Origin of the sequence: Ochrobactrum sp. AP1BH01-1 (assembly GCF_018066705.1) — a bacterium.
In the GTDB taxonomy this organism is placed as follows: Bacteria; Pseudomonadota; Alphaproteobacteria; order Rhizobiales; family Rhizobiaceae; genus Brucella.
Map to the genome: position 1 here is coordinate 1 of NZ_JAGPOU010000008.1, position 23,269 is coordinate 23,269.

Genomic DNA, 23,269 nt, shown 5'->3' on the forward strand with positions numbered 1-23,269 from the left:
GCGACGTGATGCGGTGCTGCGCAGCAGGAATGGCTCCGCACCGCAACCCGCCGCTACCGCCCCGAATACAGCAACCCAAAACCGCTGGAGCGAACTCAAAACTGGATAAAACTTGGGGGCAACGTCAAAATCGATGGTAATTTTCAACTCTTTTATACTAAGTTGCGGGGGCTCACAACTACCGATACCGACATTCATTGGAAGTGGTGGTGTAAACGCGCTCTTCAAGTTCCATAACTTCCTACGCCCAGCCTTGGGTTCAAACACGGTAAGATGATATTTCTAGTGTGATCGCCATCCCTCCCGTAGTTCGACTGGCACGCCGCACCTGCTCGCCAATAGGGAGCAACAAGACCAGGATTGCCGAGATATCTTATGCTGGCTGCTTCGCAGCACGCATTCGGCTGCGAAATGTTGTAGGTTTCTCACCTGCCATAACCGCGTGGAGTAGCGTGTAAAATACGACGCCGTTGAGAAGGTCAGCCGGTAGGCGATCACTGTGATGGGGAGACCGGTACAGGGTGCGACGCGGCGAACTTCCTGAAGCAGTCGGTGATGAATTATTTCGCCGACGCTCGTCGCTGGCGAATGGCGCGGTCCCCGCCATAGCTTGGTCGACAGAAAGTCGCAGGAGGCGGACCTGAACGGAGTTGACATGAATCTGGACCGGAAAAATCGGAAATTCCTGTGCAGAAATATCGCCTGCAACGCCTCAGACGAAAGGCGTTGGCGAAGCTGCTTTGAGGTGGCCGCGAAGAGTTTCTGTCGCATATTCGTGGCGATAAAGACCGCGCTTACGCAGGATGGGCACCAATTCATCAACAATCACTGGCAGACCATCGATCAGTCGGTCCGGTTGCAGGTTGAAGCCATCGATGGCACCGGCGTGGAACCAGTCCTCGATATGGTCCGCCAACTGTTCCGGCGTACCGACAAAACCGGCATGACCCGAACCGGTGTAACGAGTCTGGCGCAGATATTCGCGCACCGTCGGATTGGTCTTGCGGATCTGCGTGATGATGGATTCACGAAAACCGATACTGCCAACGAAGGTCTTGGCGTCCTTGATCGGCCCGAGGACGTCTTCAGGAAACGGCTCGTCCAGTTCCAGCTTCGAGGCATCGTAACCGATGGCCTGCGACAGCCAGCCCACCGAATAGGATGCCGGGCTGGCATCATGGATTTCATCGCTGCGACGACGGGCCTCCTCTTCCGTGCTGCCGAGGCTCAGCAGCAGGCCGGGCAGGATTTTCACATCATCCGGTGAACGGCCATTGTCGCGGGCGAATCCCTTGACCAGCCGGTAATGTTCAATGGCCTGCGTCTTGGTCAGTTCTGCCGCAAACACTCCTTCGGCAATACGCCCTGCCAGTGCGCGGCCCTGCGGTGAGCCGCCAGCCTGAAAGATGATTGGCTGACCCTGTTTTGATGGCGGCACACGCAGGCGGCCGGAAATATCAAAAAACTCGCCGTGATGATCAATGTCACGCCCGTCAGCCGCCGAAGCCCACAAAGCCCGCACGACATCGACAAATTCGCTGGCCCGCTCATAACGGTCATCGCGGGCCGGAATGTCGGGTATGCCGAAATTGCGAGCCGCTGGCACGCCGCGCGTGGTCACGACATTCCATGCCGCACGTCCACCCGTCTGGTGGTCCCAGGATAAAAAGCGTTCGGCCAGCTCAAACGGATCGTTGAAGGTCGAAGAGGCCGTTGCCACCAGACCGACATGCGAAGTTGCAGCCGCCACGTGCCCCCAATTGACCGAGGGTTCCAGCCGTACCGGATTGGCATCATAGGCGGGGTCGCCCAACAACGGACCGTCGGCCAGAAACAGCGCATCCAGCTTGCCGCGTTCGGCCGTTTTGCCAATGTTTTCCCAATAGGCCGGATCAATGAAGGCATCCTTTTCCAGCAATGGTGTTTTCCACGCCGCCGGAAGATAGCCGAGAACCAGCACGTTGACCCCGAGCAGGACGTGGCCAGATCGTTTGTTTGCCATCTGAAATGTCTCCAATACCGTCTATAGAGAAACGTGAGGTTTTGGCGCCGGGAAAGCGGCGCGCACCGTGGATGGCAGCGGATGTGGTGCAGAAAGCTTGAGGGCATCTCTCAGCGAACCGCCAAGCGGCGTTGCTACAAAACCATCTGCCAACCAGCGCTCTGCCACATCCAGTAACTCGCGCACTGACTGATCGTTGCCCGCCTTCAGCACGACACCAGACACACCTTCAGTTGGTGGGGTATCCCTCAAGGAAATAACAGGCACGACGCCTGCGCCACCAAGCACCAACTCAATTGGGTTATCGTCTCCCGCCGGTGGCGTATCCGCTTTCGTGCGGCCATACCAGGCAATGACGGAGGCACCGGTTTGCGGTTCCGGTGCGTTGAGCGGTCCGGCAATTGAAAAGCTGTTGGCAATATCGACATGCACGATGCGATCCGACTGCACGAGAATGCCGCTCTCACGATCACCGATGATCGTGTCATGCGGCCAACTCTGTTCCAGCGACCTGACGGCAACGGCTGTGTCATAGGCCGTCTTGGCATTCAGCTGTGCGCCGCCGCCAAGCCCTGCCCCACCCCATGCCGGAGCATCCTTTGGCCCCTCCGGTGCATAGGCATCACGAATGCCGACAAGCAGGCCACTGCGGCCGCCGGAGAGATGGCCAAGCGACACAACACGCCGTGCCAGATTATAGGGGTGGTCGCGTTGTGGTGCAGCGGCAATCAGGAAACGGCCGTTGTCTGTCGCACCCGCCAGCGTAGCACCGGCAGCACTGCTGGCCAGCGTCACGGCTGCCGGTTCACTACCGTCAATGCGGTCGATGCCAAGCACTGTAAAGGCGACCGGCAAGGCATCCCAGCGCGACAGCAGTTCACGGCTACCGGTCAGTTCCACCAGATGTGGACCGGCCAGAGCAAGAGCGAGATAAGATCTGGTCATGGTACCGCTCCTCAGTTGCCCTGCCCGCCCCGACCAAGCCGTGCCAGGCTCGACACCGGCGACTTGTCGTTGACCAGATAGTCGCCCAGGATGCGCGCCTTGTAAGCAACTGGGTTGTGCGAGGCCAGCGTGCGGGCGTTGCGCCAGTGGCGATCAAGCGCGGTTTCCTCCGAGGTGGCCGAGGCGCCAAGCGCGTTGAACACATGGGTTGCCGCATAAAGCGTGTTGTCGACAATGGCGATCTGCGCCTGAGCGACAGCCGCTTCACCGGCCGTGGTACGTTTGTCACGCAGTTCCACATCACCGACTGCATGGGCCGCTGCAATCAGGTCAATCGAACCTGCCGCACGGCGCAATGCCGCTTCGGTCGTAAAGGCCCGTGCCGATACCTCACCAATCACCTGCAGCAGTTGCGCATCCAGTGCCGGCACGGGATCAAGCCCTTGCGGATAATTGCGACCACGTGATTTGAGCGCTTTGATGCCATCACGCAGCACAGCCCGGGTAATGCCGGTCAGAACCGCCAGCAGCGCCGTCTGGTAGAAATGCCCCTGGTAAACAACACGTTCGCTGGCCGGGAACACATCGCCCTCATGCGCCACGACATCCCTGTAGACCGCGCTGCCGCTGGCCGTAGTGCGCTGGCCAAAACCCGGCCAGTCATCGGTCAGTTCAACGCCGGGCTGGTGGCGGTTGACCAGGGTGGTGATCAGCGTGCCCTCGGCATCCTTGCCGATAACATCCAACCAGTCGGCATAAAGGCTACCGGTGGCATAAAATTTGGCGCCGGATACCCGGTAATGGTCATCGGTTTTGGTGACCGTGGTCTTGATGGTGGCATAGGTGCCGTTATTGGCTTCCGTCCAGCCGCCACCGACAAATTCACGGTCGCGGAAGCGCTGCAGCCAACGCTCATTGGCGGCGGATGGCCGGGCATTCAGGCGGTCCTCGACAAAGGCCAGATGGTTGCGCCAGATATGGGCGACATTGGCGTCGGCCTCTGCCAACAGCGCCAGCAGGAAAAACACCTGTTCAAGCGAGGCACCAAAACCGCCAAATTCCACCGGAATACGCACCAGAGCAAAATCAGCATCCTTCAACCACTGCACCTGTTCAAATGGAAAGGTGCGGTTGCGCTCACGTTTGATACTGCCTTCGGCAATACGGTCAAAGACCGGCTGGAAACGCTCAATGAGCGCCTCTTCCCTGGCGGTTGCGGGGCGCAAATAGCTACGGGAAAGCGTTGCATCCACTGCGGTCACGTCATTCTCCTTCATAGTAGCGCAGCATCCGGAAAAGATGCCGTGCGAAGTGTCTGTTGTATTGGCGACGGGCCTTGATGCCCCATCTGCATGGTTGTCGAGTTTGAGGGGTACGCGCCGGCATCAGCGCGCCGAATAGGATTGGCCAGGTCACGCAGCGTCACGCCGGATCACGCCATTGCGCGATCAGATCAACAATCAGCGTGCAGACCACGAAGACGGATGCGGCAAAGATCGTCGTGCCGATGACCAGCGGGAAATCACCGTCCAGTGCGGCGGTAATCGCCATGCGGCCAATGCCATCAAGCCCGAAGATCGTCTCCGTAACGATTGCACCGCCCATAATCACGGCAAGCTCCAGCCCACCCAGCGTGATGATGGGATTGAGGGCTGCCTTCAATGCGTGCGACAGGTAGATGCGGCTTTCGCTGAGCCCCTTGGCACGGGCGGTGCGAATATAATCTTGCCCCAGCACGTCGAGCATGCCAGCCCTGACGATGCGCTGGAAAACGCCGATTTCTGCAATGGCCAGCGTTGCCCATGGCAATGCCAGATGCCGTGCCCATTCCAGCGGATTTTCCGTCAAGGGCACATAACCGCTGCTCGGAAACCAGCCGTAACCGTGGTTGGTCAGCTGATAAAAGAAGAAATAGGAAATCAGGATGCCGCTTAGGAACGTCGGGATCGACAGTCCGACATAGGCAAAAAACGCCAGAACATGGTCAATGAAGCGGTCATGCCATCGGGCGGCGACAACGCCCGAAATGATCGAGATCGCCATCCAGATGACCAGCGCACCAAGTGCCAGCGAGATAGTCACCGGGGCCTTTGCAAGGATGAGATCGGTGACTGGCGCTTGCTTGCGAAACGAGAACCCAAGCGCTGGCGGCCAGTGCATCAACCCCATCGGCGCGCCCTGAATGTCAGGTCCACGAAACAGGTAATACCACAGCTGGTCGTACCATGGTTCGTTGAGGCGTAGGGCCCGCGCCACACCGTCGATGATTTCCTGCGTGGCGTTGCGTGGTGCCAGCATAGCCGCTGGATTGCGATAGGCAATGCGGGTGATGAAGAAGGACAGGATCAGCACAATGACGAGTGTCGATGCGGACCGAAACACGGTTGAAAAGAGGTTTCTGGTCATGGGTTATAAACGCCTCTGATGCGGGTCGAGCACGGTTCGCAAACCCGCACTCAGGGTATTGAAGCCGACCACCGTGAGAAAAAGCGCAAGGGCGGGTCCAGCCAGAAACCAGGGTTGGTCCTGATAAAGCGAGGTGCGCTGTGCTTCGGCAATCATGTTGCCCCAGCTTGGCATCGGTGCCTGAATGCCGGCGCCGAGAAAGGACAGGGTTGCCTCGGCCACGATATTGGCCGGAAGCTGCACCGCCCAATAGACCAGCAAGGTCGGCAGGATGTTGGGCAGAATATCGAGAAAGATGATGCGGGAATTCGAAGCGCCCGCCACCAGCGAAGCCTCAATCATCGGGCTTGAGCGCAGTTCTCGCACCATGCCACGCGTCAGGCGGGCAAAATAGGTCCAGGAAAATAGCGCAATCATCAAAACAACGACAACAACAGGCGAAATCAGCGGCATGCCTTGCTCCCCCCTGTTCAGCGACAACAGGCTGAGCGCCGTCACGACGAAGGGAAACGACATGGCAACATCAATGGCCTGACTGATGATCCGGTCGATGCGGCCGGCAAGAAAACCGCTGATCATGCCAATCAGCGTGCCGATGATCATCGCAGCGGTGGTGGCGGGAATGCCGACCAGCAGTGAAATCTGCGCGCCATAAAGTGTGCGCACAAACACATCTCGGCCATTGCCATCAGCGCCCAGCGGAAAAGCCCATGACGGTCCAACCGGCAGGCCCATTTCATCCAGCGCCACATCCGGAAACAGGTCTGTCGGGCCATGCCCGGTTAGATAGGCGGCCAGAGGTGCCAAGGCGGCGGCGGCGAGCACGGCAAAGACGATGATGGCACCAACCCGCACGCTTCGCTCACACCACAAGACAGTGGCAAATTCCGGCAACCAGTGACGGCGCGGTGCCTCCTCGATAATATCAACCGACATAGGATACGGCCTTCACAACTGTCTTGACGAGTTGCCGTTTGCCGCCGGGCATCGAAGCCAGCAAACGTTTTGTGTAGGCATGTTCGGCCCGCTCAAAGATACGTCGGGTTGGGCCAGTTTCAACGATATGCCCCTTCTCCAGCACGATGACGCGGTCGCATAATTCACCGACCACACCGAGATCATGGGAAATGAACAGGAAAGAAATTCCCAGCCGGTCGCGCAGACGGCGCAGCAGTTCAACGATCTTGGCCTGTGTGGTGATATCGAGTGCCGACACCGGTTCATCCGCCACGACAAGCGATGGGCGCGAGGCAATTGCCCGTGCAATGGCAACGCGTTGCCGCTGACCGCCGGAGAGCTGAGCCAGGAAACGGGTGGCAATGGCCTCCGGCAGTTCCACCTCTGCCAGCAATTGGCGGACCTGCTGGCGCAGGCGCGTGCGGTCGCGTTCACCGGCAATGACGAAACTGTCGCCAAGAATGGCTTCAACAGTGCGCCGCGGATTGAGGCTGGCGTAAGGGTCTTGAAAGATCACCTGAATGTCACGGCGTGCTGCGCCGGTCAGTGTGGTCGGGCGCCCGGCCCGTGCGTAATTGACGCTGGACAGTGCAATGGAGCCGTCATCCGGCCGGTCAAGACCGGCAATCAACCGCCCAATGGTTGATTTTCCAGAACCGCTTTCCCCGACCAGCCCGAGAATTTCTCCCTTGGCGATGGAAAAGGTAACATCTTCAAGCACCGGCTGGTCAGCAACAAAGGATCGGCCGAGACCGTCCACATCAAGCAGCGACTGGCTTGAGCTGGCCGCAGGTGACTGTGCGTAGGTTCTCGGGCCATCCAGCCGTGCTGCACTCAACAATTCGCGCGTATAGGCATGTTTTGGCGTGGCATAGATCGCATCGGCGGTAGCGCGCTCAACGACGAGACCATCGCGCATCACCACAACATCATCGGCGATATCAGAGACAACGGCCAGATCATGGCTGACTAAGACCAGCGCGGTACCGTGCCGTTCCTGCAGCCGCCGCAACAGATCAAGAATGGAGGCCTGAACGGTGACATCCAGTGCCGTGGTTGGCTCATCAGCAAAGATCAGGCCGGGGTTGAGCGCAATGGCAATGGCAATCATCACACGCTGGCGCATGCCGCCGGACAGGTGGCGCGGGTAATCACCCAGCCGTTTTTCCGGGTTCGATATTTCAACGTCGTGGAGAAGCGCTAACACACGCTCGCGCTTCTCCATTTTGCCGATGGAGCGGTGAGCCGATATCGCTTCACCGATCTGGTCGCCAATCGTCTTGAGCGGATGAAGGTTGCTCAGCGGATCCTGAAAGATAAAACCAATCTCGGCTCCTCTTATCTTTCGCAACGCCGCCCGTGATGCGCCCAGTATCTCCCGCTCGCGGTAGAGAACACTGCCGCGAACCTTTGCCGAGGCTGGCAGGAGACCAGTCGCCTCCAGAAGGCTGGCGCTCTTGCCCGATCCGGACTCACCGACGATAGCCAGCGTCCTTCCCGCTGCGACATCAAACGATACGCCTCTGACAGCCTCGATGGCGCCAAAACGAACTTGCAAATCGTGTACGGAAAAGACGCTCATCGGTCTTATTTCTTCACTGCGATGTTGGTGATGTCGGCTTGAACGGCCAGCGAAGACCATGCCCAGTGGGTAATACGGTCTGAGGTGAATGCGATCTTGCGCTTTTCGAACAGCGGGATCCACGGAATGTCGGCGGAGACGATCTTGTCAGCCTTGGCCCAGATCGGACCAGGATCATCCGAAGGGAATGCCTCGGCGGCCAGCTTGTTCAGTTCGGCATTGCTGTAGCAGATTGAGTTGACGTTGCCGGTACCGCAAGGTGCGGCATCCGAGTTGAGCCAACCACCCAAAAGCATGCGCGTGCTTGGCCCCTGCCAGTCTGGTGCAAACTGTCCTCCGAGCGAGATATCCCATCGGCTATTGGCGTCCTGAATGAAGGCATACCACTGGGTGGGCGGAACCGGGATCAAGTTAAGCTCGATCCCGGCGGCTGCCACATCTTCCTTCACCGCTACGGCAATCGCCTCAAACTGGGCGGTGGTGCGGTAGATGGCATCAAACTTCACACCATTCGGGTACCCGGCCTTTGCCAACAGCTCCCTGGCCTTTGCCGCGTCACCCTTGTCTCCTTCGGTCGGATAAGGATCAAACGCCTCATGACCGAGAATGGTCGAGGTGATGATCTGCGACAGCGGCACGGCGGCAATCGCCCCCCCCTGCACCTGCACGAGATGGGCGCGGTTGACGGCATAGGTCAGAGCTTGGCGCACTTCCGGCTTTCTCAGCGCATTGGCACCATCACTCTGGGCTTCCGGGCGGGCATTGAAGGTGATGAAGTTGGCCGCACCGCTGTTGGACGAATGCAGCTGTTCCGCCTTCTGGGTCTGGAAACGTCTGATTGCGGTTCTTGGTGGTGTGTCGAGATAGAGCGACAGATCCGCTTCACCCGCCTCGATCTTCTGCACGATGCTGTCTTCGCTGTTGGCGGTGAAATCAACGACGATCTCATCAACATAGGCTTTCCGGGCTTCGTCGCTTTCCGGCTTGAAGCTATTGGCCTTTTTCAGCACCAGCTTCTGGCCGTCCTGATAGCTATCCACGTAATAAGGACCGCTGGAGGGGAAATTCTTCCGGAACTCGGCCGAGTCAGGGAAATATTTCGAAGCGATTTCCGGTGGCAGTGGCGACACGAAGTTCATCGAGAGAATGTTGAGGAAGTCGTAGTTTTTTGAATCCGACCTGATCACGAGTGTCTTGTCATCAGGGGCGCTGACACCAGAGATTTCGTGGGAATCGGTGAATGCCTTGGTTGCGGCCAGATCCCCTGGTGGAACCTTGGCAAACTCCTCACAATAGGCCTTGAAGCCGGAGATCGCCAGGTTGAAGTAGTTGATGGCGGCGACCTGCTTGTTCGGATCGCAGAAGCGCTTGATATTATAAACGAAATCGCCCGCTACGATCCTGCGGTCGATGGGCCCGGAAAAGAAGACGTCGTCCTTCAGGTGGAAGGTGTAGGTCTTGCCTTCATCCGACACGTCCCAGGACTTGGCAAGGTCGGGCACCAGCTTGGTATCGTCCTTGATGTCGGTGGATGCGCCGGGATAGGTGACCAGCTGTCGGGTGACTGCACGCAGGATCTCCCAGGAATCGGTGCTGTAACCCGTCAGCGGATCAAAGGCGTCGAGATCCGCCTGCAGGGAAGCAATGCGCAGCGTACCGCCATATTGCGGCTCACTTGCCAGCGCCTGTCCCCCTAGTGCAAAAGTCGTGGCAAGGCTCGATACAACGAGCCTCGTAGCGGCGCGGCGAGAGTATGATTTCATCTGAGCAACCTTAATTGATAATGTCTATAATATTTATAGATTTTTAAAACTCCGCGAGTGTCGCAAAGTTCCAAACTCCGCGCGTTCGGGAAAATATATGCCTGCCTCACGCATGGGATGAGAAATACGCTTCCGCTACCTTTCGTTTGCTCGTTCTCGCGAGCGGTACCACGAAGTCATACCTTCACTACTTCGCGATAGAAGAATTTCATTTATCGGCCCAAATTTAGAACAGAAGCAGCGCACCTTTGATCCGTTTTTAGATCATATCTATTAAATCTATAGATTGAGGATTCAAAAAATGCTTGCACGCGGTTGGAGATCATTTGCGCTTGGATTAACCGGAGCGATTGTCGGCACGGCCCTCGCGTCCACGGCTTTTTCGGCGGAGACCGGGGGCATACTGAACTTGATCGTCCAGCCAGAGCCCATCTCGCTCAATCCCGGCATCAACCGGCTGGGTCCGGCGACATTTGTCGGCAACAAGATCTACGATTCGCTGCTTGGCTATTCGGCCAAGGACATCACACCTATTCCGCGGCTGGCGGAAAGCTGGGAGATTCCCGCCGATGGCAAGACCTATACGTTCAAGCTGCGCTCCGGTGTTACCTGGCATGATGGCGAGCCCTTCACATCCAAGGATGTTGCCTTCAGTATCGGCGATTTCCTGCCAATCCAGCATGCACGCTCAAAAGATCTCAGCGCCCAGATCGACCATATTGAAACGCCTGACGATCTGACTGTCGTCTTTAGGCTGAAGGCTCCTTACCCGGCCTTCCTGTGGTCGCTCAATGTGGCGATCGTTCCGGCCCATAAATATGTCGGCGTTACCGATCTGCGCACCGCGCCTGCCAATTCCGAATTTATCGGAACCGGCCCGTTCAAGTTCTCGGAGTGGAAAAAAGGCAGCAGCATCCGTCTGGTTCGCAACGACAAATATTGGGATGCGGGCAAACCCTATCTCGATGAGATCGATTTCCAGATCGTGCCCGATGCCAATTCCCGCGCCATTGCGTTTGAAACTGGACAGGTCGATGTACTTCGCTCAGGTGACGTTGAAAACTTCGACATTCCACGCCTTTCGGCACTTGAGGGCGTTGCGATCAACGAAGGAGGTTGGGAGTTCCTGCAGCCGATCGGATATGTGCATATCAACAACCGCAACCCGGTCCTCGCCAACCAGAAAGTCCGTCAGGCCATCACCCAAGCGATCAATCGCGACTTCATCATCAACACCATTTTTGCCGGTTATGGCAAACCGATCAACGGCCCGTTCTCCAGCCTGTCAGCCTATAAGGATGTCAGCGTCGAGACCACCTATCCCTATGATCCGAAACAAGCCGCAGCCCTTCTGGATGAAGCCGGATACAAGGCCGACGCCGATGGCACTCGTTTCACCCTGAAGCTGGTGCCGTTGCCTTACGGTGAATTGTGGTCGCGGCAGGCGGAATATCTGCGCGAGGCACTGGGCGCGGTCGGTATCAAGGTGGAGATACAGTCGGTTGACGTTGCCGGCTGGTTCAAACGCCTTACTACATTCGATTACGATATCGCCCAGAACTTCGTTTACACCGCGGCCGATCCGGGCATTGGTATTTCCTACGGTTACAAGACCGTCAAAGGCGACAATGCCGGCAGCACCGGCGGCAACATCAACGGTTATTCAAACCCGGAAGTGGATGCCCTGCTCGATCAGGGTGCGCATGAGCAGGACGACGCCAAGCGCAAGGAAATCTACTCAAAGGTTCAGAAAATCCTGTCGCATGATGTGCCAATGGTATGGACCCACGACATTGTCTTCCCGACGCTCTACCGGGACAGGGTTCAGGACCTGATTACCACGGCGCTCGGCACTGATGACAATTTTGCCAACGTCTGGTTGAAGAAGTGATGGCAGTGAGGCAAGACACGACGCTTACCGCCTATGCCATTGGGCTGCGGCTTTCCAAGGCCCTGCTGACCCTGCTTTTTGTGGTCATTGGCAGTTTCCTGCTGCTGCGTCTGGCGCCGGGTGATCCGGCGCTCATTCTGGCCGGCGATCAGGGCGGTAGTGACCCGGCCTTTGTCGAAGACCTGCGCCGTCACCTCGGGCTGGATGGACCGGTCTATCTGCAACTGTGGAAATATCTCCAGAGTGTCGCCACCTTCGATTTTGGGCTGTCTTACCGTGATCAGCGGCCGGTGGTCGATATCGTGCTGGAAAAGGTTCCGGCAACGCTAGTGCTGACGATCAGCGGTTTTCTGTTCTCGGTCGTGCTCGGTGTGACACTGGGTGCCCTTGCCTCCAGAAAGCCGGGTTCGGCGCTGGATGGCATCATCACCACCATATCGGTGGCGTTTTTTGCCATGCCGATGTTCTGGGTCGGCCTCGTCTTCATCATCATCTTTTCCGTCAAACTTGGTTGGTTGCCCTCCTATGGCATGGAAACACCGGCCCTTGCCTCTCAAGGCGGGTGGCCCGCCTTTGTCAACCGTCTGGCCCATATGGTGCTGCCGGTGCTGACGCTCGGGCTTTTCCACATGTCGATCCATGCAAGGGTGTCGCGCACCGCACTTCTTCAGGTGTCCGGTATGGATTTCATTCGCACGGCACGCGCCAAGGGCCTGTCGCCCTGGCGGATCTGGCGAGACCATCTGCTGCGCAACGCCCTGTTGCCGACCATCACCATTGCTGCCTGGCAGGCGGGCCAGTTGATTAGCGGATCGATCCTTGTCGAGACGGTGTTTGCCTGGCCAGGCATTGGCCGGTTGGCGTTCAACGCGCTGACCACCCGTGACTACAACGTGCTTCTCGCCGTATTCATCGTTTCGTCCTTCGGGGTGATCCTTGCCAATCTTATTGCTGATGCCGCCTATCGGCTGATCGATCCGCGCCTTGAGCGGGAGGGAACGGTATGATCAGCTGGCCAAACCATCCCCTGCTCCGACCACCTGTGATCTTTGGATTTGCGGTGCTGGCCGCACTGGCAATTCTGGTGATCTTTGCCGATCTGATCTATCCCGGCGATCCATGGCGTATGGTGGCGCGGCCAAACCTGCCGCCCCTCTCGCCTGGCTTTCCCGCTGGTACCGATATGCTGGGGCGTGACCTGACCGCCGGTCTCGTGCATGGCAGCCGGGCAACGCTGGCAGTAGCCGTCAGTGTCGTTGCCTTTGCCGTCAGCCTCGGTGTCGTGCTCGGGCTGCTGGCCGGTTACTTTGGCGAGATCGTTGACGAGTTGATCATTCGCATCACCGAGTTTTTCCAGACAATCCCCGGTTTCCTGCTGACGATCATGATCGTTGCTATTCTCTCGCCCACCCGCTGGACCGTCGTGTTTGCAATCGCTTTGATCTCATGGCCGCCCATCGTGCGGATCGTGCGGGCCGAAGTACTGTCGCTGCGGCGTCTCGACTGGGTGCACGCTGCGCGTATCAGTGGCCTGTCGCATCTGCGCATTGCCCTTTTGCATGTGTTGCCCAATGTGCTGCCGCAGGTGGTGGTGCAGGCCTCGCTGCTGATTGCGGGTGCTGTGATGATTGAATCCGGCATCAGCTTTCTTGGCCTTGGCAGTCGCGACTCCGTGTCCTGGGGGTTCCTGCTCGCGTCCGGCAGAACCTCGTTCAGCGTCAACTGGTGGCTGTCGACCCTGCCGGGGCTGGCAATTTTCTTGACTGTGCTCGCCTTCAATCTGGTTGGTGATGGGCTGGAACGCTGGCTGGACCCCAAACATGCCGGGAGGCATCAGCCATGAGCCAGAAACGCACCCCACTTGTTGCCATAGACAGGCTCGACATTGCCCTTCCCAAAAGGGCTGATCGATCTCTTGCTGTGTCCAACGCCACGGTGTCGATCAAACGCGGCGAGGTGCTGTGCATCGTCGGCGAAAGCGGTTCGGGCAAATCAGTGCTTGCCTCAGCCATTGCCGGTCTGCTGCCAGGCAACACATTGAAGGTTACCGGCGGTGCTCTGTCCTTTGACGGGCAGGATATTCTCTCTCTCAATGAGGTACAGCTGCGCAGACTGCGTGGCACGCGCATTGGCTATATTTTTCAAGAGCCGATGACTGCACTCAACCCGCTGTTGACGGTTGGTCGGCAGGTGACGGAAACGCTTGAGGCGCACGGTTTTCCTGCACCTAAGGACAAGATCGCTGCACTGTTTGCCGCCATGAAGCTGCCGGAGCCGGACACGATCGGCCAGCGCTATCCGCATGAACTGTCTGGCGGGCAGCGGCAGCGCGTGGCGATTGCCATGGCCATTGCCTGCGAACCGGAACTGCTGATTGCCGATGAACCGACCACGGCGCTGGATGTCACAACCCAGTCGGAAATCCTCAAACTGATCCTTGATCTGCGCGAAAAACGCGGCCTTGCCGTGCTGTTTATCACCCATGACTTTGGTGTGGTTGCCGACATTGCCGACCGTATCGTGGTCATGCAGAACGGCGAAATCGTTGAGACTGGCACCGCCCCTGATCTGCTGGCGCGGCCGCAGCACCCCTATACACGCCGCTTGCTGGCAGCCGTGCCTGACCTTGATGACAACAGACATCGCCCACCGGTCGATGGTGCCGTTCTACTGCAGCTTGACGGCATCCGTAAAACCCATGCGGCCCCGCGCCGCCTGCTGCCCACGGCACGTGAACCGGTGGCAGCCCTAGGTGGTGTAGACATACTGCTGCGGCAGGGTGAAACACTTGCTCTGGTCGGGGAAAGCGGTTCGGGAAAATCAACGCTCGGTCAGGTCATTACCGGGCTGATTGAACGGGATGCCGGCACATTCCGATTTGCGGGAGAGGATATAGCCCGCGCCAAGGACCTGTTTATCCGCGAGCGACGCCCGCTGGTGCAGATGGTGTTTCAGGACCCGCAATCCTCCCTCAATCCGCGCCACAGCATTCGTCGTATCCTGATCGAAGCTGCCCGGCATTTCGGCGTCAGCAGGGATGAGGCCGAGGCTCGGATGAACGAGCTTTTGCGCCGGGTGAGCATTGATGTGCGCGCCGCCGACCGCAAGCCGCACGCCTTTTCCGGCGGTCAGCGCCAGCGTATCGCACTAGCGCGTGCCCTGATGCTGCAGCCCAGATTGCTGGTAGCCGATGAGCCGGTCTCGGCACTCGATGTTTCGGTGCAGGCGCAGGTTCTCACGCTGCTGACTGAGTTGCAAAAGGATTTTGGCCTGTCGATGCTGTTCATCACCCACGACCTCAGGGTCGCCGTGTCGATTGCCGACCGGATTGCGGTGATGCAGCGCGGCCAGATTGTCGAGGTTGCCCCCGCCGATGCGCTTATTCGCGCACCAAAATCAGACTATGCGCGCAAACTAATCGCCTCCGTACCGGGTCGGCGCGAACAAGCAGACCACCGGCTTCCCTCCTTCACAGAACGAGACTTCGCATGAAACACAACAGCATTTCTTCACTACAGAAGCGACCTTCATCCGTCGTTTCGGAGATCCGGCCATGAGTGGCAAAATTTATCTGCACTGGTATCTACCGACCAATGGCGACAGCCGCGGTCTGACAGGTTCCGGCAATGACAGCCACCTTATCGATTTTGCCGGTGGTTACCGTGCGCCCACCCTCGCCTATCTTGGCGAAGTCGCACGGGCGGCCGAAGCGCAACCCTTTTACGCCGTACTGACCCCAACCGGCACCTGGTGTGAAGACGCATGGATTGCCACCGCTGCCCTATCGGCCGAGACAAAACGGCTGAAATTTCTGGTCGCCTTCCGCCCGGGCCTGATTTCACCAACCCTCGTTGCGCATCAGGCAGCCACCTTCCAGCGGGTGACTCGGGGTCGTTTGCTGCTCAACGTGGTAACCGGTGGCGATCGCTTTGAACAGGCGCGGTTTGGCGACCATCTTGACCATGACGCCCGTTATGAGCGCACGTCGGAATTCATTCAGGTGCTGCGCGGCGTCTCCGATGAAAACGCCAGTGAACCGTTTTCCTTCAAGGGCAAACATTACGACATACGCGAAGCGCGCATCAATGCGGCACCCTATGGCCTGCCGCAAATCTTCTTTGGTGGCGCAAGTAGTGCGGCAACCGAAGTCGCGACCTCGCATTCCGATGTCTATCTGGTCTGGGGGCGTCAGCCGGAGCTTGAGGCAGACAACATCAAAAAGCTGAAAGCACAGGCGGCCGCGAAGGGGCGTGACCTGAAATTCGGTATCCGCCTACATGTGATTTCCCGCGACACCGAGGATGAGGCATGGGCGGTGGCCGACAAGCTGCTTGACTGGATTTCCCCCAAGCAGGTGGCTAACGCCAAAAACCTTGCGGCAAAATCGGAAGCAGTTGGACAAAGCCACATGACCGCCCTTCATGCCGGTCGTGAAGGCTTGCCTACATCGGCGCGTGAACTGCAAATCCACCCCGGTGTGTGGTCCGGTTACGGCCTTGTGCGTGGCGGCGCGGGAACTGCACTGGTTGGTAGCCATGAACAGGTGGCTGACCTGATCGAGACCTATCATAAGGCAGGCTTTGATCATTTCATCCTCTCCGGTCAACCGCATTTGGAAGAGGCCTGGCATTTCGGCGAGGGCGCAGCCGCACGTTTAAAATCCCGCGGCGTTCTTGCTGCCATTGCGTGAGGCGAATTTGATCCTCTTCGCGGCAAGTGCTGCCAGCATTTGCTGTGTCGAATACACTCTCCGTATATGTCCGCCGCGGACATACAGTTTCCAGATTTCAGGATCGGTCAAATGACTTATCAGTCCAACCACATTGAGGTTCAATCGCTCGCAGACACGGAAGGGAGACGCCAGGCATTCGCCCAGTTTCGGCAATCTATGCTTGGTATCGGCGACATTGGCCGGGCAAGTGCAGAGGCGGAAACGTCTTACCTCGAAAGCGGTTCTCCTCTTGGCTGGTTCTTAGGTGAGGAGTTACTGGGTGTCGTCAATGGCTATGACAGCTCCATTTCACTGCCCGGCGGCAATTCCGTCCGTCACCTCGCTGTTACACATGTTGGTGTCGCCCCGACCCAAACGCGTAAAGGCGTCGCCCGCGCGCTTTTGACCGAACAGTTACGGCGGGCTCATGCTCAAGGTTATGTGGTCGCGGGCTTGTGTGCGTCCGATGCTCGCATCTATGGACGCTACGGATACGGCATCGCATCTTGGTCTGTTCGGCAGGAGGTTGACCTTTCCAATGGCGGGCGGCCGAAACTCGAACGGCATAGTGATTTACGTGTTGTCGATGCAGTTGAGAGCTTTGACTTATTCCAGAGAATTGCCAATGCGATTCCGACGCCGCGAGCAGCAACCTTGGCACGCTGGAACGCGTGGTGGAGAATACAGGAGTTTCGCACCAGACAGGCATCGGCACCCCATCACGCAGTGGTGGTTGGGGCCGAGGGTGCCGAACGGGGATATATAAGGTTTCATATTCAGTCATCGGACAACTGGTTTACTTCTACGCAAAGAACAGCAATTGTCGATGATCTGGTGGCTCACGACGACGACGCCTGGCGCGCACTAATCGGCCACTTGCTCTCCCGCGATATCCTTCACAGGGTCATTCTGCCGTCACGACCGGTTGACGATCCACTACCTCTGTTTGTCGAAAACCTGCGCGCTGTGCAAACGTCGGAACTCCGCGACGAGAGCTGGATCAGACCGCTAGACTTGCACAAATTCCTAAATGCTCGCAGCTACAACGCTACTCAAGATGTTGTTCTCCAGATTGAAGATCAACTGATTCCCCAAAATAATGGCGTGTGGACGATCAATGGAGACGGGGCAATGCATAATGGCGAAAACCCGTCAATCACGTTGTCGGTAGACGCAATATCCGAACTCGTCTTCGGGGCGAGCTCTGCATTGTCGCTGGCGGCATGTGGTCGTATAAAGGGCGCGCAACAGGCAATCGAAGCGCTCGACCGCGCCATCGCAACTCATTTAAAACCGCATTCTGGTATTTCATTTTAAGGGAGGCATCTGCACTCCACTTGACAGCGTCCGACCACGAGAAGTCTTTCAGACTGCGCCACATGGGCGGCGCTGCTGCGTGAGGGTTGGACCGTACACGAAGGATTTTTGACCATCGATCTGCTTCCTTTCGGCACGGACGACCAGCACACGGCTAGACGATCTTGCAGTCTCTCGCGTACTACCGGTATCAGCATCACCGGATATCCTTGGCAGCATGCCGGTTATCAGCGGCAAGCGCGGTCTATGATGTCGCCGCCTCCGTCGCGGCCTTTATCAAGGTGACAGCGCGCCAGCAGTTTGTCGGCACGCCGCAGACAATAGCCGACGAAATCAGCGCCTGTGTGCACTGATGCAGCAGATGGGTTCGTATTTTGCCCCCCATCTCACACCTGGCGGCTTCAACGAATTTGTCGAGAAAGTCGTTCCAATTCTTCAGGAAAAAGGCGTGTTTCGCGGCAACTATGCCGGAGAAACACTGAAAGAAAATCTCGGCTTATCTGCTTGACCGCTAAGAGCAATTAGTAGTGGCGCGTAATTGCGCCGCAGTGGGTCTAATTTCTACAAAGTCAGTAGAATATAGAAAGTGCATTCTCGGCCAATTTACCAAGCGCTGCTACCGTATGGCAAATTGATAAATTTGGAGTAATAAACGAACATGGGATCAACGGTAACTTATCTCCGCGAGAGTAGTATTGCGCAGTATGTTGAAGAAGCTGTAGATGCCGAGGTTTCTCCAATTGAGCTCAAGGCGGCCATGCGTCAGCTTGCGAGCGGCGTGAGCGTTGTCACAGCGGGTTTCGATGAGGGGCGCACCGGCGCGACTGTGACGTCAGCCACTGCGCTTTCGGTTGAGCCGCCAACGATTATTGTAAACATCAATCGGGGTTCGTCGGTCTGGTCGGCGATTAGTCGCCATAACCATTTCTGCGTGAATGTGCTGTCTTCCGGCCAGCAGTCCATTGCCGATCGTTTCGCTGGCAAGGGCGGCATCAAGGGCATTGAACGTTACGCGAATGCTGAATGGTATGCACTCGAAAGCGGTGCGCTGGCACTTGCCGGTGCGTTGGCTTCAGTTGATTGCGCTGTGGAAGATGTCATCGGGCGGCATACCCATGCGATCGTGATCGGGCGCGTTCTGAAGATCGTCACCGGCTCAGGCGATCCTCTCCTCTATCACAATGGAGGCTATCGCCTTCTCGATGCGCTCTCAGGCACTTAGCTGCGCCCATGCGGGTGCAGAACCGTCATCTTCCAGCCCCCCGTTGCGAGCGAACTGTTCCAGCGTCATCCTGTCGAGAACACCCGCTATTGCCTCTCGCACCAGCAGCATGGACCGGCGCACCTGACAGGCGCGATGATCCTCGCAATCGTCGCAGGGCTCGTAGGCCGTGCGGCTTGCGCAACGGATCGGCGCCAGCGGTCCGTCGAGAACGCGGACGACTTGCCCGATGGTGATTTCTGACGCCGGTTTGGAAAGACTGTAACCGCCGCCGGGGCCTTTCTTGGATCGCAGTATCCCGTCATTGCGTAATTCCAGCAGAATCGCGTCGAGGAATTTCTTGGAAATATTGTTCCGGGCGGCAATCTCGGCGACGAACGCGCTTTTACCCGGCGCAAGCGCGACGAGGTGAGCCAGTGCCTTCAGACCATATTTGCCCTTCTTTGTAAGCATATGCACTCCGCCGATGTTTAGTCGGAATGCTTTTGCATGAAATCGAGGGAATTAATAGCTGACCGTAATTGGCCAAGTGTCGCAGGAGCGCGGGTTTCATCCGATACCCCGCGATGCCGTCGAAATATGATAAAAGGGCGAAAATCAGACTGTAGGGCCTCGTCACCACGCCGCCATCCGGGCACCGGTTTCGGCGTCTTCTTCCGACAGCACAACAGGAGCACGATGAAATAGGCAAGGCTCGTATCCCTATCGTGCAGGGCCAGCGACCAGGCCTGCTTCATCGAGGAACAGGCTTCTCGAAATCGGCTTTTTTAGTCGGATTTTGCTTTTGAGCTCGTCACGGGCAAAAAACGATATCATGATCGTGCTATCCAATTAACTTCTTTGCCTATTTTACGTTGTTCCGCTTCAAGCTGCATTACAATTTTAAAGTATATAAAATTTATTACTTTTCTTATCAGCAGGCCGAGGCGTGCTTACGCTGTTCTCCATGGAAAATGTCTAGCTGCTCAGTGCGAATACAGCACAACCGGAACTGCAAGACGGACGCATGACATCGAACTCTTCCTTGGAGAAATGGCATGAGTGAACGAAAGCAAATCACGTTTGGCGTCATGCTGCAGGGGGCCGATGTCGGAACAAGTGCTCAGGACGGTGCCAGTCGCTGGTTTCCGCGATGACGGCACAGTGTCTGCGGGCACCTATTCATATCCACGATATTTCCAAGCGCTTCGGAACGAATACGGTGCTGACACTCGACAAGCTATGCATTGGCATCCCGTCCGACATCATCGTCGGCACCCATCCTTCGCCACATCGCTGATTGCGCTCAAAGACAATCTTGACAACTTGCGTCTGCCAGAAAACACCTCAGCTCAGTTCTTCAATGAGCTCCTTGAGGAAGACGAATGCATCTGTGGCCGGGAAATGACGCCGGGTGCCAAGCACGAGAGTGGGATCAGGTCCCTGCGTTATCTCGATGCATCGGAATCGGGCGTGATAAATGCTATCAAGCAGGACATCGGCGATTTCACGGCCGCGTCTGAGACTGAATCACCCGAAGAGAGACTATCGCAAGCCATGGCAGTGCTTCTGTAATGGGCCTTTGTTCGTCAAGTCCCTCTGAATGATTATCTCGTCGCTTGGGTCATGCTTCTGTCCGTGGTCAGCACGAAGGCTGCCACACTATGCCATCAGATCAACAAGCCGACAGGTCAATCTAGGAAGCGTGCTTCGCCGAAGCGGTCACAGCACTACACACGACCTTGCCAAGCCTGCGTCCCAGCGACGGGACCTCATCAGATGCAGGTCTTGTACTTTCCTGCATCATTCACATTTGTCTCCTCATGCCGCTATAGGGCTCGCGCTCCAGCGAAAGTCCGTCGCATCCACCCACATGCGGTGAAGAACGACACCAAGTTTGCGTGCAAGGGCAACCTTCGCGCACTTCATTCCACGACGCCTGGCCACATCGAGCGCCCAACGCTTCAGACTGGAAAAGCGCGTCGCCCGCGTCAGCATGATATGCGCGGACTCGAACAATGCGGTTCGCACCATTGCATCACCGACCTTGCTGACGCCGCCATCGCGATCGGTTTCGCCGGATTGATATTTCTTCGGCGTGAGCCCGAAGTAGGCACCCACTGTGCTGGACTTTTCGAACCGGGCGGGATCATTGACCGCGGAGCGGTAGGTCAGCGCAACCAGGGCGCCGACACCCGGCGCACTCATCAGTCGCTGACAAACCTTGTCGGCGCGGGCGATCCTGAGCATCTCGCGGTGCATCTTCGTAAATTCACTCCAAAGCGCTGCTCGCGCCGTCAGCATCGCGTCAATCACCATCGACAATATCGCATGCCCTGCAATCAGTTCGCGGATGCGCCTCGAAACGCCCACAGCTGACTTCGCCAACCTTTAATCCATAACTGCGCAGGATGACCCGGATGCTGAGTTCGACGTCAAGCACCGAAGGAGAAAGACAATGACCAGCAACACCCAGGCCCCCGCAACGTGATCTTCAATGCCGATTGCATCCCGGCGATGCGCTCTTTCGAGAGGGGATCAGTGGACTTCATTCTGACCGATCCGCCCTATCTCGTGAACTACCGCGACCGTGGCGGCAGGACGGTGGCAAACTACGACAATGCCCGTTGGCTCAAGCCAGCGTTCAACCAGATGCACCGCGTTTTGAAGGATGGCGGTTTCGCCGTTTCCTTCTACGGCTGGAACAAGGTCGATTTGTTCATGGACGCATGGAAGGCGGCAGGCTTCCGCGTCGTCGGGCATATCGTTTTCCGCAAGCAGTATATGCGTCATCGGCGAAGTTCCTGCGCTATGAGCACGAGCAGGCTTATTTGCTGGCGAAGGGCAATGTTTCCCTGCCCGCTAACCCTGTGCCGGACGTGATCGACTTTCCCTATGCGGGCAATAGGCTGCATCCGACACAAAAGCCCGTCGAGGCCCTGATACCGCTCATCGAGGCGTTCACGAAGCCAGGGGACCTTGTGCTTGACCCATTTTGCGGCAGCGGTTCGACACTGGCCGCCGCGCAGCAGCTTGGCCGCGACTGGATCGGCATCGATCTGGACAGCCGACACCACCAGACGGCCACCAGGCGGCTTGCATGGATGCAACAGCAGCAAGGGAGGGCGGCGGCATAAGCCGCCCCTTTCTCTCCATTCATGCGCCCGTCCCAGCGGCTGGCGCTTTCCTCCACATTTACATCAGAGGATTATCATCATGCGTTGGATCGTTACGAAAGATCATCACGGCGGTTGCCTGGGCTTGGGCGAAGACGCCAACGGCGCCCCCGCGCGTGGAACCCCGGAACAGGGCGACGCCCTGCCGATGGAGTTCCGGCTTTACAATGCGCGCGGCGAAGTATTGTTCGAGGGCCGTTGCGGCGACATTGACGCCGATTGGTGGGATGGCTTCGAGCCGTTGAATTACCTGTGGCAGCCGTGCCGCCGTCTGTCATATCGCCGCGCCGGAACGGATGAATGTTGGCGCTGGTTCCGCCCATAAAGCAACCACAAGGCTGAATATCGCCGCCGATCCCGCCGGATCGGCGGTCATCGCGCGTCCAGAAAAACGCGCTCGCCGCGCTCCGCCCGGCTCGCATTTCCCCTGCGGGGCGGCAGCAAAACCTGTGGTTTTCAGATGCTCGTCAGCATGATCGAGGCGTCTGTCACAGCCCCCCGACCATCAGGCATCAATTGAGAACCTGCAGGCCGTGCTTGCGCACGATCGACAGCAGTTTGAGCGCCATGCCACTCGGCTTCTTCACACCGCTCTCCCACTTCTCCACCGTGCTTTCGCTGGTGTTGAGATAGCGGGCGAAGACAGGCTGGCTGACGTGATTGCTCTCGCGGATCTTCCTGATCTCCGAAGGAGGCATTTCAGCCGGCATCACCAGATGGCGCGCATCGAAATCCCGCATCGTCGCCTTGTCGAGCGCCCCGACACGATGAAGCGCCGAAGCGGAAGAATGGATCGCTTCGGAAATGTCGCTCCTGTATTCAGCTTTCCTTGGCATTGCATATCTCCATCAAGTCCCTGTCCCTGACCAGGACATCGATCTGTTCGTCATTCAGCGTGGCATAGGCCTTGGCGAGCTTGCGAAAATCCTCAAGCTCGTCATCATCGATATTGGCGCGATCCTTCTTGGCGAAAAGATACTCATATATCCAGTAGCGGCCGCTCTTCGCCAGGATGATGCTGCGGTGCATGTTCCTGTTCAGCCGCTTCTTGAACACGCCGCCGCCAAGATCGTCCGCCTGCCCGAGCATCACTTCGCGCACGGCCTCGCACAGTTCGGCATCTGATATCATGGCCTTGCGCGCCGCCTTGGCGAACCAGGCCGTCTTGAAGGTTCGGGACGAAGTTTCATTCATGATGGAATGTAGCACCTGGTCCGGCTGATTTCAAGGACGCGATCCCGTCCATGCGAAAGCTTGCCTGGAAGTCACCTCAAGAGCGAGGTGGCCGCCCGCCACCCTGCATCTCCTTCAGAATAAC

The 23,269-nt window shown here is 57.6% G+C and carries 23 protein-coding genes and 2 pseudogenes; 13 read left to right on the plus strand and 12 right to left on the minus strand.

The window, feature by feature from the left end; genetic code table 11:
* The 8 genes from J9800_RS21645 to J9800_RS21680 form a co-directional block, all read right to left on the minus strand.
* On the minus strand, positions 1–228 hold a 228-nt coding region (locus J9800_RS21645), incomplete at its 3' end, for a hypothetical protein (RefSeq protein ID WP_210845934.1).
* A 484-nt stretch (positions 229–712) separates the two neighbouring features.
* The gene (locus J9800_RS21650; RefSeq protein ID WP_114217378.1) at positions 713–2,002 is read right to left on the minus strand and encodes an NtaA/DmoA family FMN-dependent monooxygenase; all 1,290 of its coding nucleotides are present in this window, start codon (positions 2,000–2,002) and stop codon (positions 713–715) included.
* Positions 2,003–2,023: 21 nt separating this feature from the next.
* Entirely contained in the window at positions 2,024–2,947 is a 924-nt protein-coding gene (locus J9800_RS21655; RefSeq protein WP_114217379.1) for an LLM class oxidoreductase, read from the minus strand.
* A gap of 11 nt (positions 2,948–2,958) precedes the next feature.
* On the minus strand, positions 2,959–4,209 hold the full coding sequence (locus J9800_RS21660; RefSeq protein WP_205315997.1) for an acyl-CoA dehydrogenase family protein: 1,251 nt from the start codon (positions 4,207–4,209) through the stop codon (positions 2,959–2,961).
* Between the two features lie 160 nt (positions 4,210–4,369).
* The gene (locus J9800_RS21665; RefSeq protein ID WP_114217381.1) at positions 4,370–5,353 is read right to left on the minus strand and encodes an ABC transporter permease; all 984 of its coding nucleotides are present in this window, start codon (positions 5,351–5,353) and stop codon (positions 4,370–4,372) included.
* A gap of 3 nt (positions 5,354–5,356) precedes the next feature.
* Positions 5,357–6,289, minus strand: a complete 933-nt coding sequence (locus J9800_RS21670; protein WP_114217382.1) for an ABC transporter permease — start codon at positions 6,287–6,289, stop codon at positions 5,357–5,359.
* Positions 6,279–7,892 (minus strand): dipeptide ABC transporter ATP-binding protein, encoded by a 1,614-nt coding sequence (locus J9800_RS21675; RefSeq protein ID WP_210845932.1) that lies wholly within the window; start codon positions 7,890–7,892, stop codon positions 6,279–6,281. The genes J9800_RS21670 and J9800_RS21675 overlap by 11 nt, the downstream gene beginning before the upstream one ends.
* A gap of 5 nt (positions 7,893–7,897) precedes the next feature.
* A complete protein-coding gene (locus tag J9800_RS21680) occupies positions 7,898–9,655 on the minus strand; it encodes an ABC transporter substrate-binding protein (protein ID WP_114217384.1) in 1,758 nt (585 codons plus the stop codon).
* 301 nt (positions 9,656–9,956) lie between these two features.
* On the opposite strand from J9800_RS21680, the gene J9800_RS21685 reads away from it, so the two are divergent.
* From J9800_RS21685 to J9800_RS21720, 9 genes and pseudogenes are all read left to right on the plus strand, one after another.
* Positions 9,957–11,546: an ABC transporter substrate-binding protein gene (locus J9800_RS21685; RefSeq protein WP_114217385.1), complete on the plus strand. Its 1,590-nt coding sequence runs from the start codon at positions 9,957–9,959 to the stop codon at positions 11,544–11,546.
* Positions 11,546–12,553 carry an ABC transporter permease gene (locus tag J9800_RS21690; protein ID WP_114217386.1) on the plus strand — a complete coding sequence of 336 codons (1,008 nt, stop codon included), beginning with the start codon at positions 11,546–11,548 and terminating at the stop codon, positions 12,551–12,553. Before J9800_RS21685 ends, J9800_RS21690 begins: the two co-directional genes overlap by 1 nt.
* Entirely contained in the window at positions 12,550–13,389 is an 840-nt protein-coding gene (locus J9800_RS21695; protein ID WP_114217387.1) for an ABC transporter permease, read from the plus strand. The genes J9800_RS21690 and J9800_RS21695 overlap by 4 nt, the downstream gene beginning before the upstream one ends.
* A complete protein-coding gene (locus J9800_RS21700) occupies positions 13,386–15,038 on the plus strand; it encodes a dipeptide ABC transporter ATP-binding protein (RefSeq protein WP_114217388.1) in 1,653 nt (550 codons plus the stop codon). The genes J9800_RS21695 and J9800_RS21700 overlap by 4 nt, the downstream gene beginning before the upstream one ends.
* A gap of 61 nt (positions 15,039–15,099) precedes the next feature.
* Positions 15,100–16,236 carry an LLM class flavin-dependent oxidoreductase gene (locus tag J9800_RS21705; RefSeq protein WP_114217389.1) on the plus strand — a complete coding sequence of 379 codons (1,137 nt, stop codon included), beginning with the start codon at positions 15,100–15,102 and terminating at the stop codon, positions 16,234–16,236.
* A gap of 111 nt (positions 16,237–16,347) precedes the next feature.
* Complete coding sequence (locus J9800_RS21710; protein ID WP_114217398.1) at positions 16,348–17,574, plus strand: GNAT family N-acetyltransferase; 1,227 nt, start codon at positions 16,348–16,350, stop codon at positions 17,572–17,574.
* 63 nt (positions 17,575–17,637) lie between these two features.
* Positions 17,638–17,846, plus strand: a pseudogene (locus tag J9800_RS22325) (DUF433 domain-containing protein); the annotation flags it as partial.
* An 80-nt stretch (positions 17,847–17,926) separates the two neighbouring features.
* Positions 17,927–18,082 (plus strand): hypothetical protein, encoded by a 156-nt coding sequence (locus J9800_RS21715; protein WP_353616846.1) that lies wholly within the window; start codon positions 17,927–17,929, stop codon positions 18,080–18,082.
* 150 nt (positions 18,083–18,232) lie between these two features.
* Complete coding sequence (locus J9800_RS21720; RefSeq protein ID WP_114217390.1) at positions 18,233–18,796, plus strand: flavin reductase family protein; 564 nt, start codon at positions 18,233–18,235, stop codon at positions 18,794–18,796.
* Here the strand turns inward: J9800_RS21720 and J9800_RS21725 are convergent.
* Positions 18,785–19,249 carry an RrF2 family transcriptional regulator gene (locus J9800_RS21725; protein WP_114217391.1) on the minus strand — a complete coding sequence of 155 codons (465 nt, stop codon included), beginning with the start codon at positions 19,247–19,249 and terminating at the stop codon, positions 18,785–18,787. The two genes, J9800_RS21720 and J9800_RS21725, sit on opposite strands and share 12 nt — an antisense overlap.
* Positions 19,250–19,928: 679 nt before the next feature.
* Here J9800_RS21725 and J9800_RS21730 point away from each other — a divergent pair.
* Complete coding sequence (locus J9800_RS21730) at positions 19,929–20,075, plus strand: hypothetical protein (protein WP_162792734.1); 147 nt, start codon at positions 19,929–19,931, stop codon at positions 20,073–20,075.
* 521 nt (positions 20,076–20,596) lie between these two features.
* Here the strand turns inward: J9800_RS21730 and J9800_RS21735 are convergent.
* Positions 20,597–21,212: pseudogene (locus tag J9800_RS21735) on the minus strand (transposase); the annotation flags it as partial.
* A 104-nt stretch (positions 21,213–21,316) separates the two neighbouring features.
* On the opposite strand from J9800_RS21735, the gene J9800_RS22275 reads away from it, so the two are divergent.
* The 3 genes from J9800_RS22275 to J9800_RS21745 all read left to right on the plus strand — a co-directional run bounded on the left by J9800_RS22275 (position 21,317) and on the right by J9800_RS21745 (position 22,276).
* Positions 21,317–21,658, plus strand: coding sequence for a DNA methyltransferase (locus tag J9800_RS22275; RefSeq protein ID WP_353616847.1), 342 nt, complete (start codon positions 21,317–21,319; stop codon positions 21,656–21,658).
* Positions 21,655–21,912 carry a DNA-methyltransferase gene (locus tag J9800_RS22280; protein WP_353616848.1) on the plus strand — a complete coding sequence of 86 codons (258 nt, stop codon included), beginning with the start codon at positions 21,655–21,657 and terminating at the stop codon, positions 21,910–21,912. Before J9800_RS22275 ends, J9800_RS22280 begins: the two co-directional genes overlap by 4 nt.
* A gap of 79 nt (positions 21,913–21,991) precedes the next feature.
* Positions 21,992–22,276 (plus strand): hypothetical protein, encoded by a 285-nt coding sequence (locus J9800_RS21745; protein WP_114217393.1) that lies wholly within the window; start codon positions 21,992–21,994, stop codon positions 22,274–22,276.
* 187 nt (positions 22,277–22,463) lie between these two features.
* Here J9800_RS21745 and J9800_RS21750 read toward each other — a convergent pair whose 3' ends face one another.
* Together J9800_RS21750 and J9800_RS21755 are read right to left on the minus strand one after the other, a co-directional pair.
* Entirely contained in the window at positions 22,464–22,787 is a 324-nt protein-coding gene (locus tag J9800_RS21750; RefSeq protein WP_114217394.1) for a helix-turn-helix domain-containing protein, read from the minus strand.
* A complete protein-coding gene (locus J9800_RS21755; RefSeq protein WP_205315998.1) occupies positions 22,771–23,145 on the minus strand; it encodes a type II toxin-antitoxin system RelE/ParE family toxin in 375 nt (124 codons plus the stop codon). Before J9800_RS21755 ends, J9800_RS21750 begins: the two co-directional genes overlap by 17 nt.
* Positions 23,146–23,269 lie beyond the last annotated feature (124 nt).

Coding starts and splice junctions, on each gene's coding strand:
- J9800_RS21650 (WP_114217378.1), bottom strand. CDS start 2,002: ATGGCAAACAAACGATCTGGCCACGTCCTGCTCGGGGTCAACGTGCTG.
- J9800_RS21655 (WP_114217379.1), bottom strand. CDS start 2,947: ATGACCAGATCTTATCTCGCTCTTGCTCTGGCCGGTCCACATCTGGTG.
- J9800_RS21665 (WP_114217381.1), bottom strand. CDS start 5,353: ATGACCAGAAACCTCTTTTCAACCGTGTTTCGGTCCGCATCGACACTC.
- J9800_RS21670 (WP_114217382.1), bottom strand. CDS start 6,289: ATGTCGGTTGATATTATCGAGGAGGCACCGCGCCGTCACTGGTTGCCG.
- J9800_RS21675 (WP_210845932.1), bottom strand. CDS start 7,892: ATGAGCGTCTTTTCCGTACACGATTTGCAAGTTCGTTTTGGCGCCATC.
- J9800_RS21680 (WP_114217384.1), bottom strand. CDS start 9,655: ATGAAATCATACTCTCGCCGCGCCGCTACGAGGCTCGTTGTATCGAGC.
- J9800_RS21685 (WP_114217385.1), top strand. CDS start 9,957: ATGCTTGCACGCGGTTGGAGATCATTTGCGCTTGGATTAACCGGAGCG.
- J9800_RS21690 (WP_114217386.1), top strand. CDS start 11,546: ATGGCAGTGAGGCAAGACACGACGCTTACCGCCTATGCCATTGGGCTG.
- J9800_RS21695 (WP_114217387.1), top strand. CDS start 12,550: ATGATCAGCTGGCCAAACCATCCCCTGCTCCGACCACCTGTGATCTTT.
- J9800_RS21700 (WP_114217388.1), top strand. CDS start 13,386: ATGAGCCAGAAACGCACCCCACTTGTTGCCATAGACAGGCTCGACATT.
- J9800_RS21705 (WP_114217389.1), top strand. CDS start 15,100: ATGAGTGGCAAAATTTATCTGCACTGGTATCTACCGACCAATGGCGAC.
- J9800_RS21710 (WP_114217398.1), top strand. CDS start 16,348: ATGACTTATCAGTCCAACCACATTGAGGTTCAATCGCTCGCAGACACG.
- J9800_RS21715 (WP_353616846.1), top strand. CDS start 17,927: ATGCAGCAGATGGGTTCGTATTTTGCCCCCCATCTCACACCTGGCGGC.
- J9800_RS21720 (WP_114217390.1), top strand. CDS start 18,233: ATGGGATCAACGGTAACTTATCTCCGCGAGAGTAGTATTGCGCAGTAT.
- J9800_RS21725 (WP_114217391.1), bottom strand. CDS start 19,249: ATGCTTACAAAGAAGGGCAAATATGGTCTGAAGGCACTGGCTCACCTC.
- J9800_RS21730 (WP_162792734.1), top strand. CDS start 19,929: ATGACGGCACAGTGTCTGCGGGCACCTATTCATATCCACGATATTTCC.
- J9800_RS21745 (WP_114217393.1), top strand. CDS start 21,992: ATGCGTTGGATCGTTACGAAAGATCATCACGGCGGTTGCCTGGGCTTG.
- J9800_RS21750 (WP_114217394.1), bottom strand. CDS start 22,787: ATGCCAAGGAAAGCTGAATACAGGAGCGACATTTCCGAAGCGATCCAT.
- J9800_RS21755 (WP_205315998.1), bottom strand. CDS start 23,145: ATGAATGAAACTTCGTCCCGAACCTTCAAGACGGCCTGGTTCGCCAAG.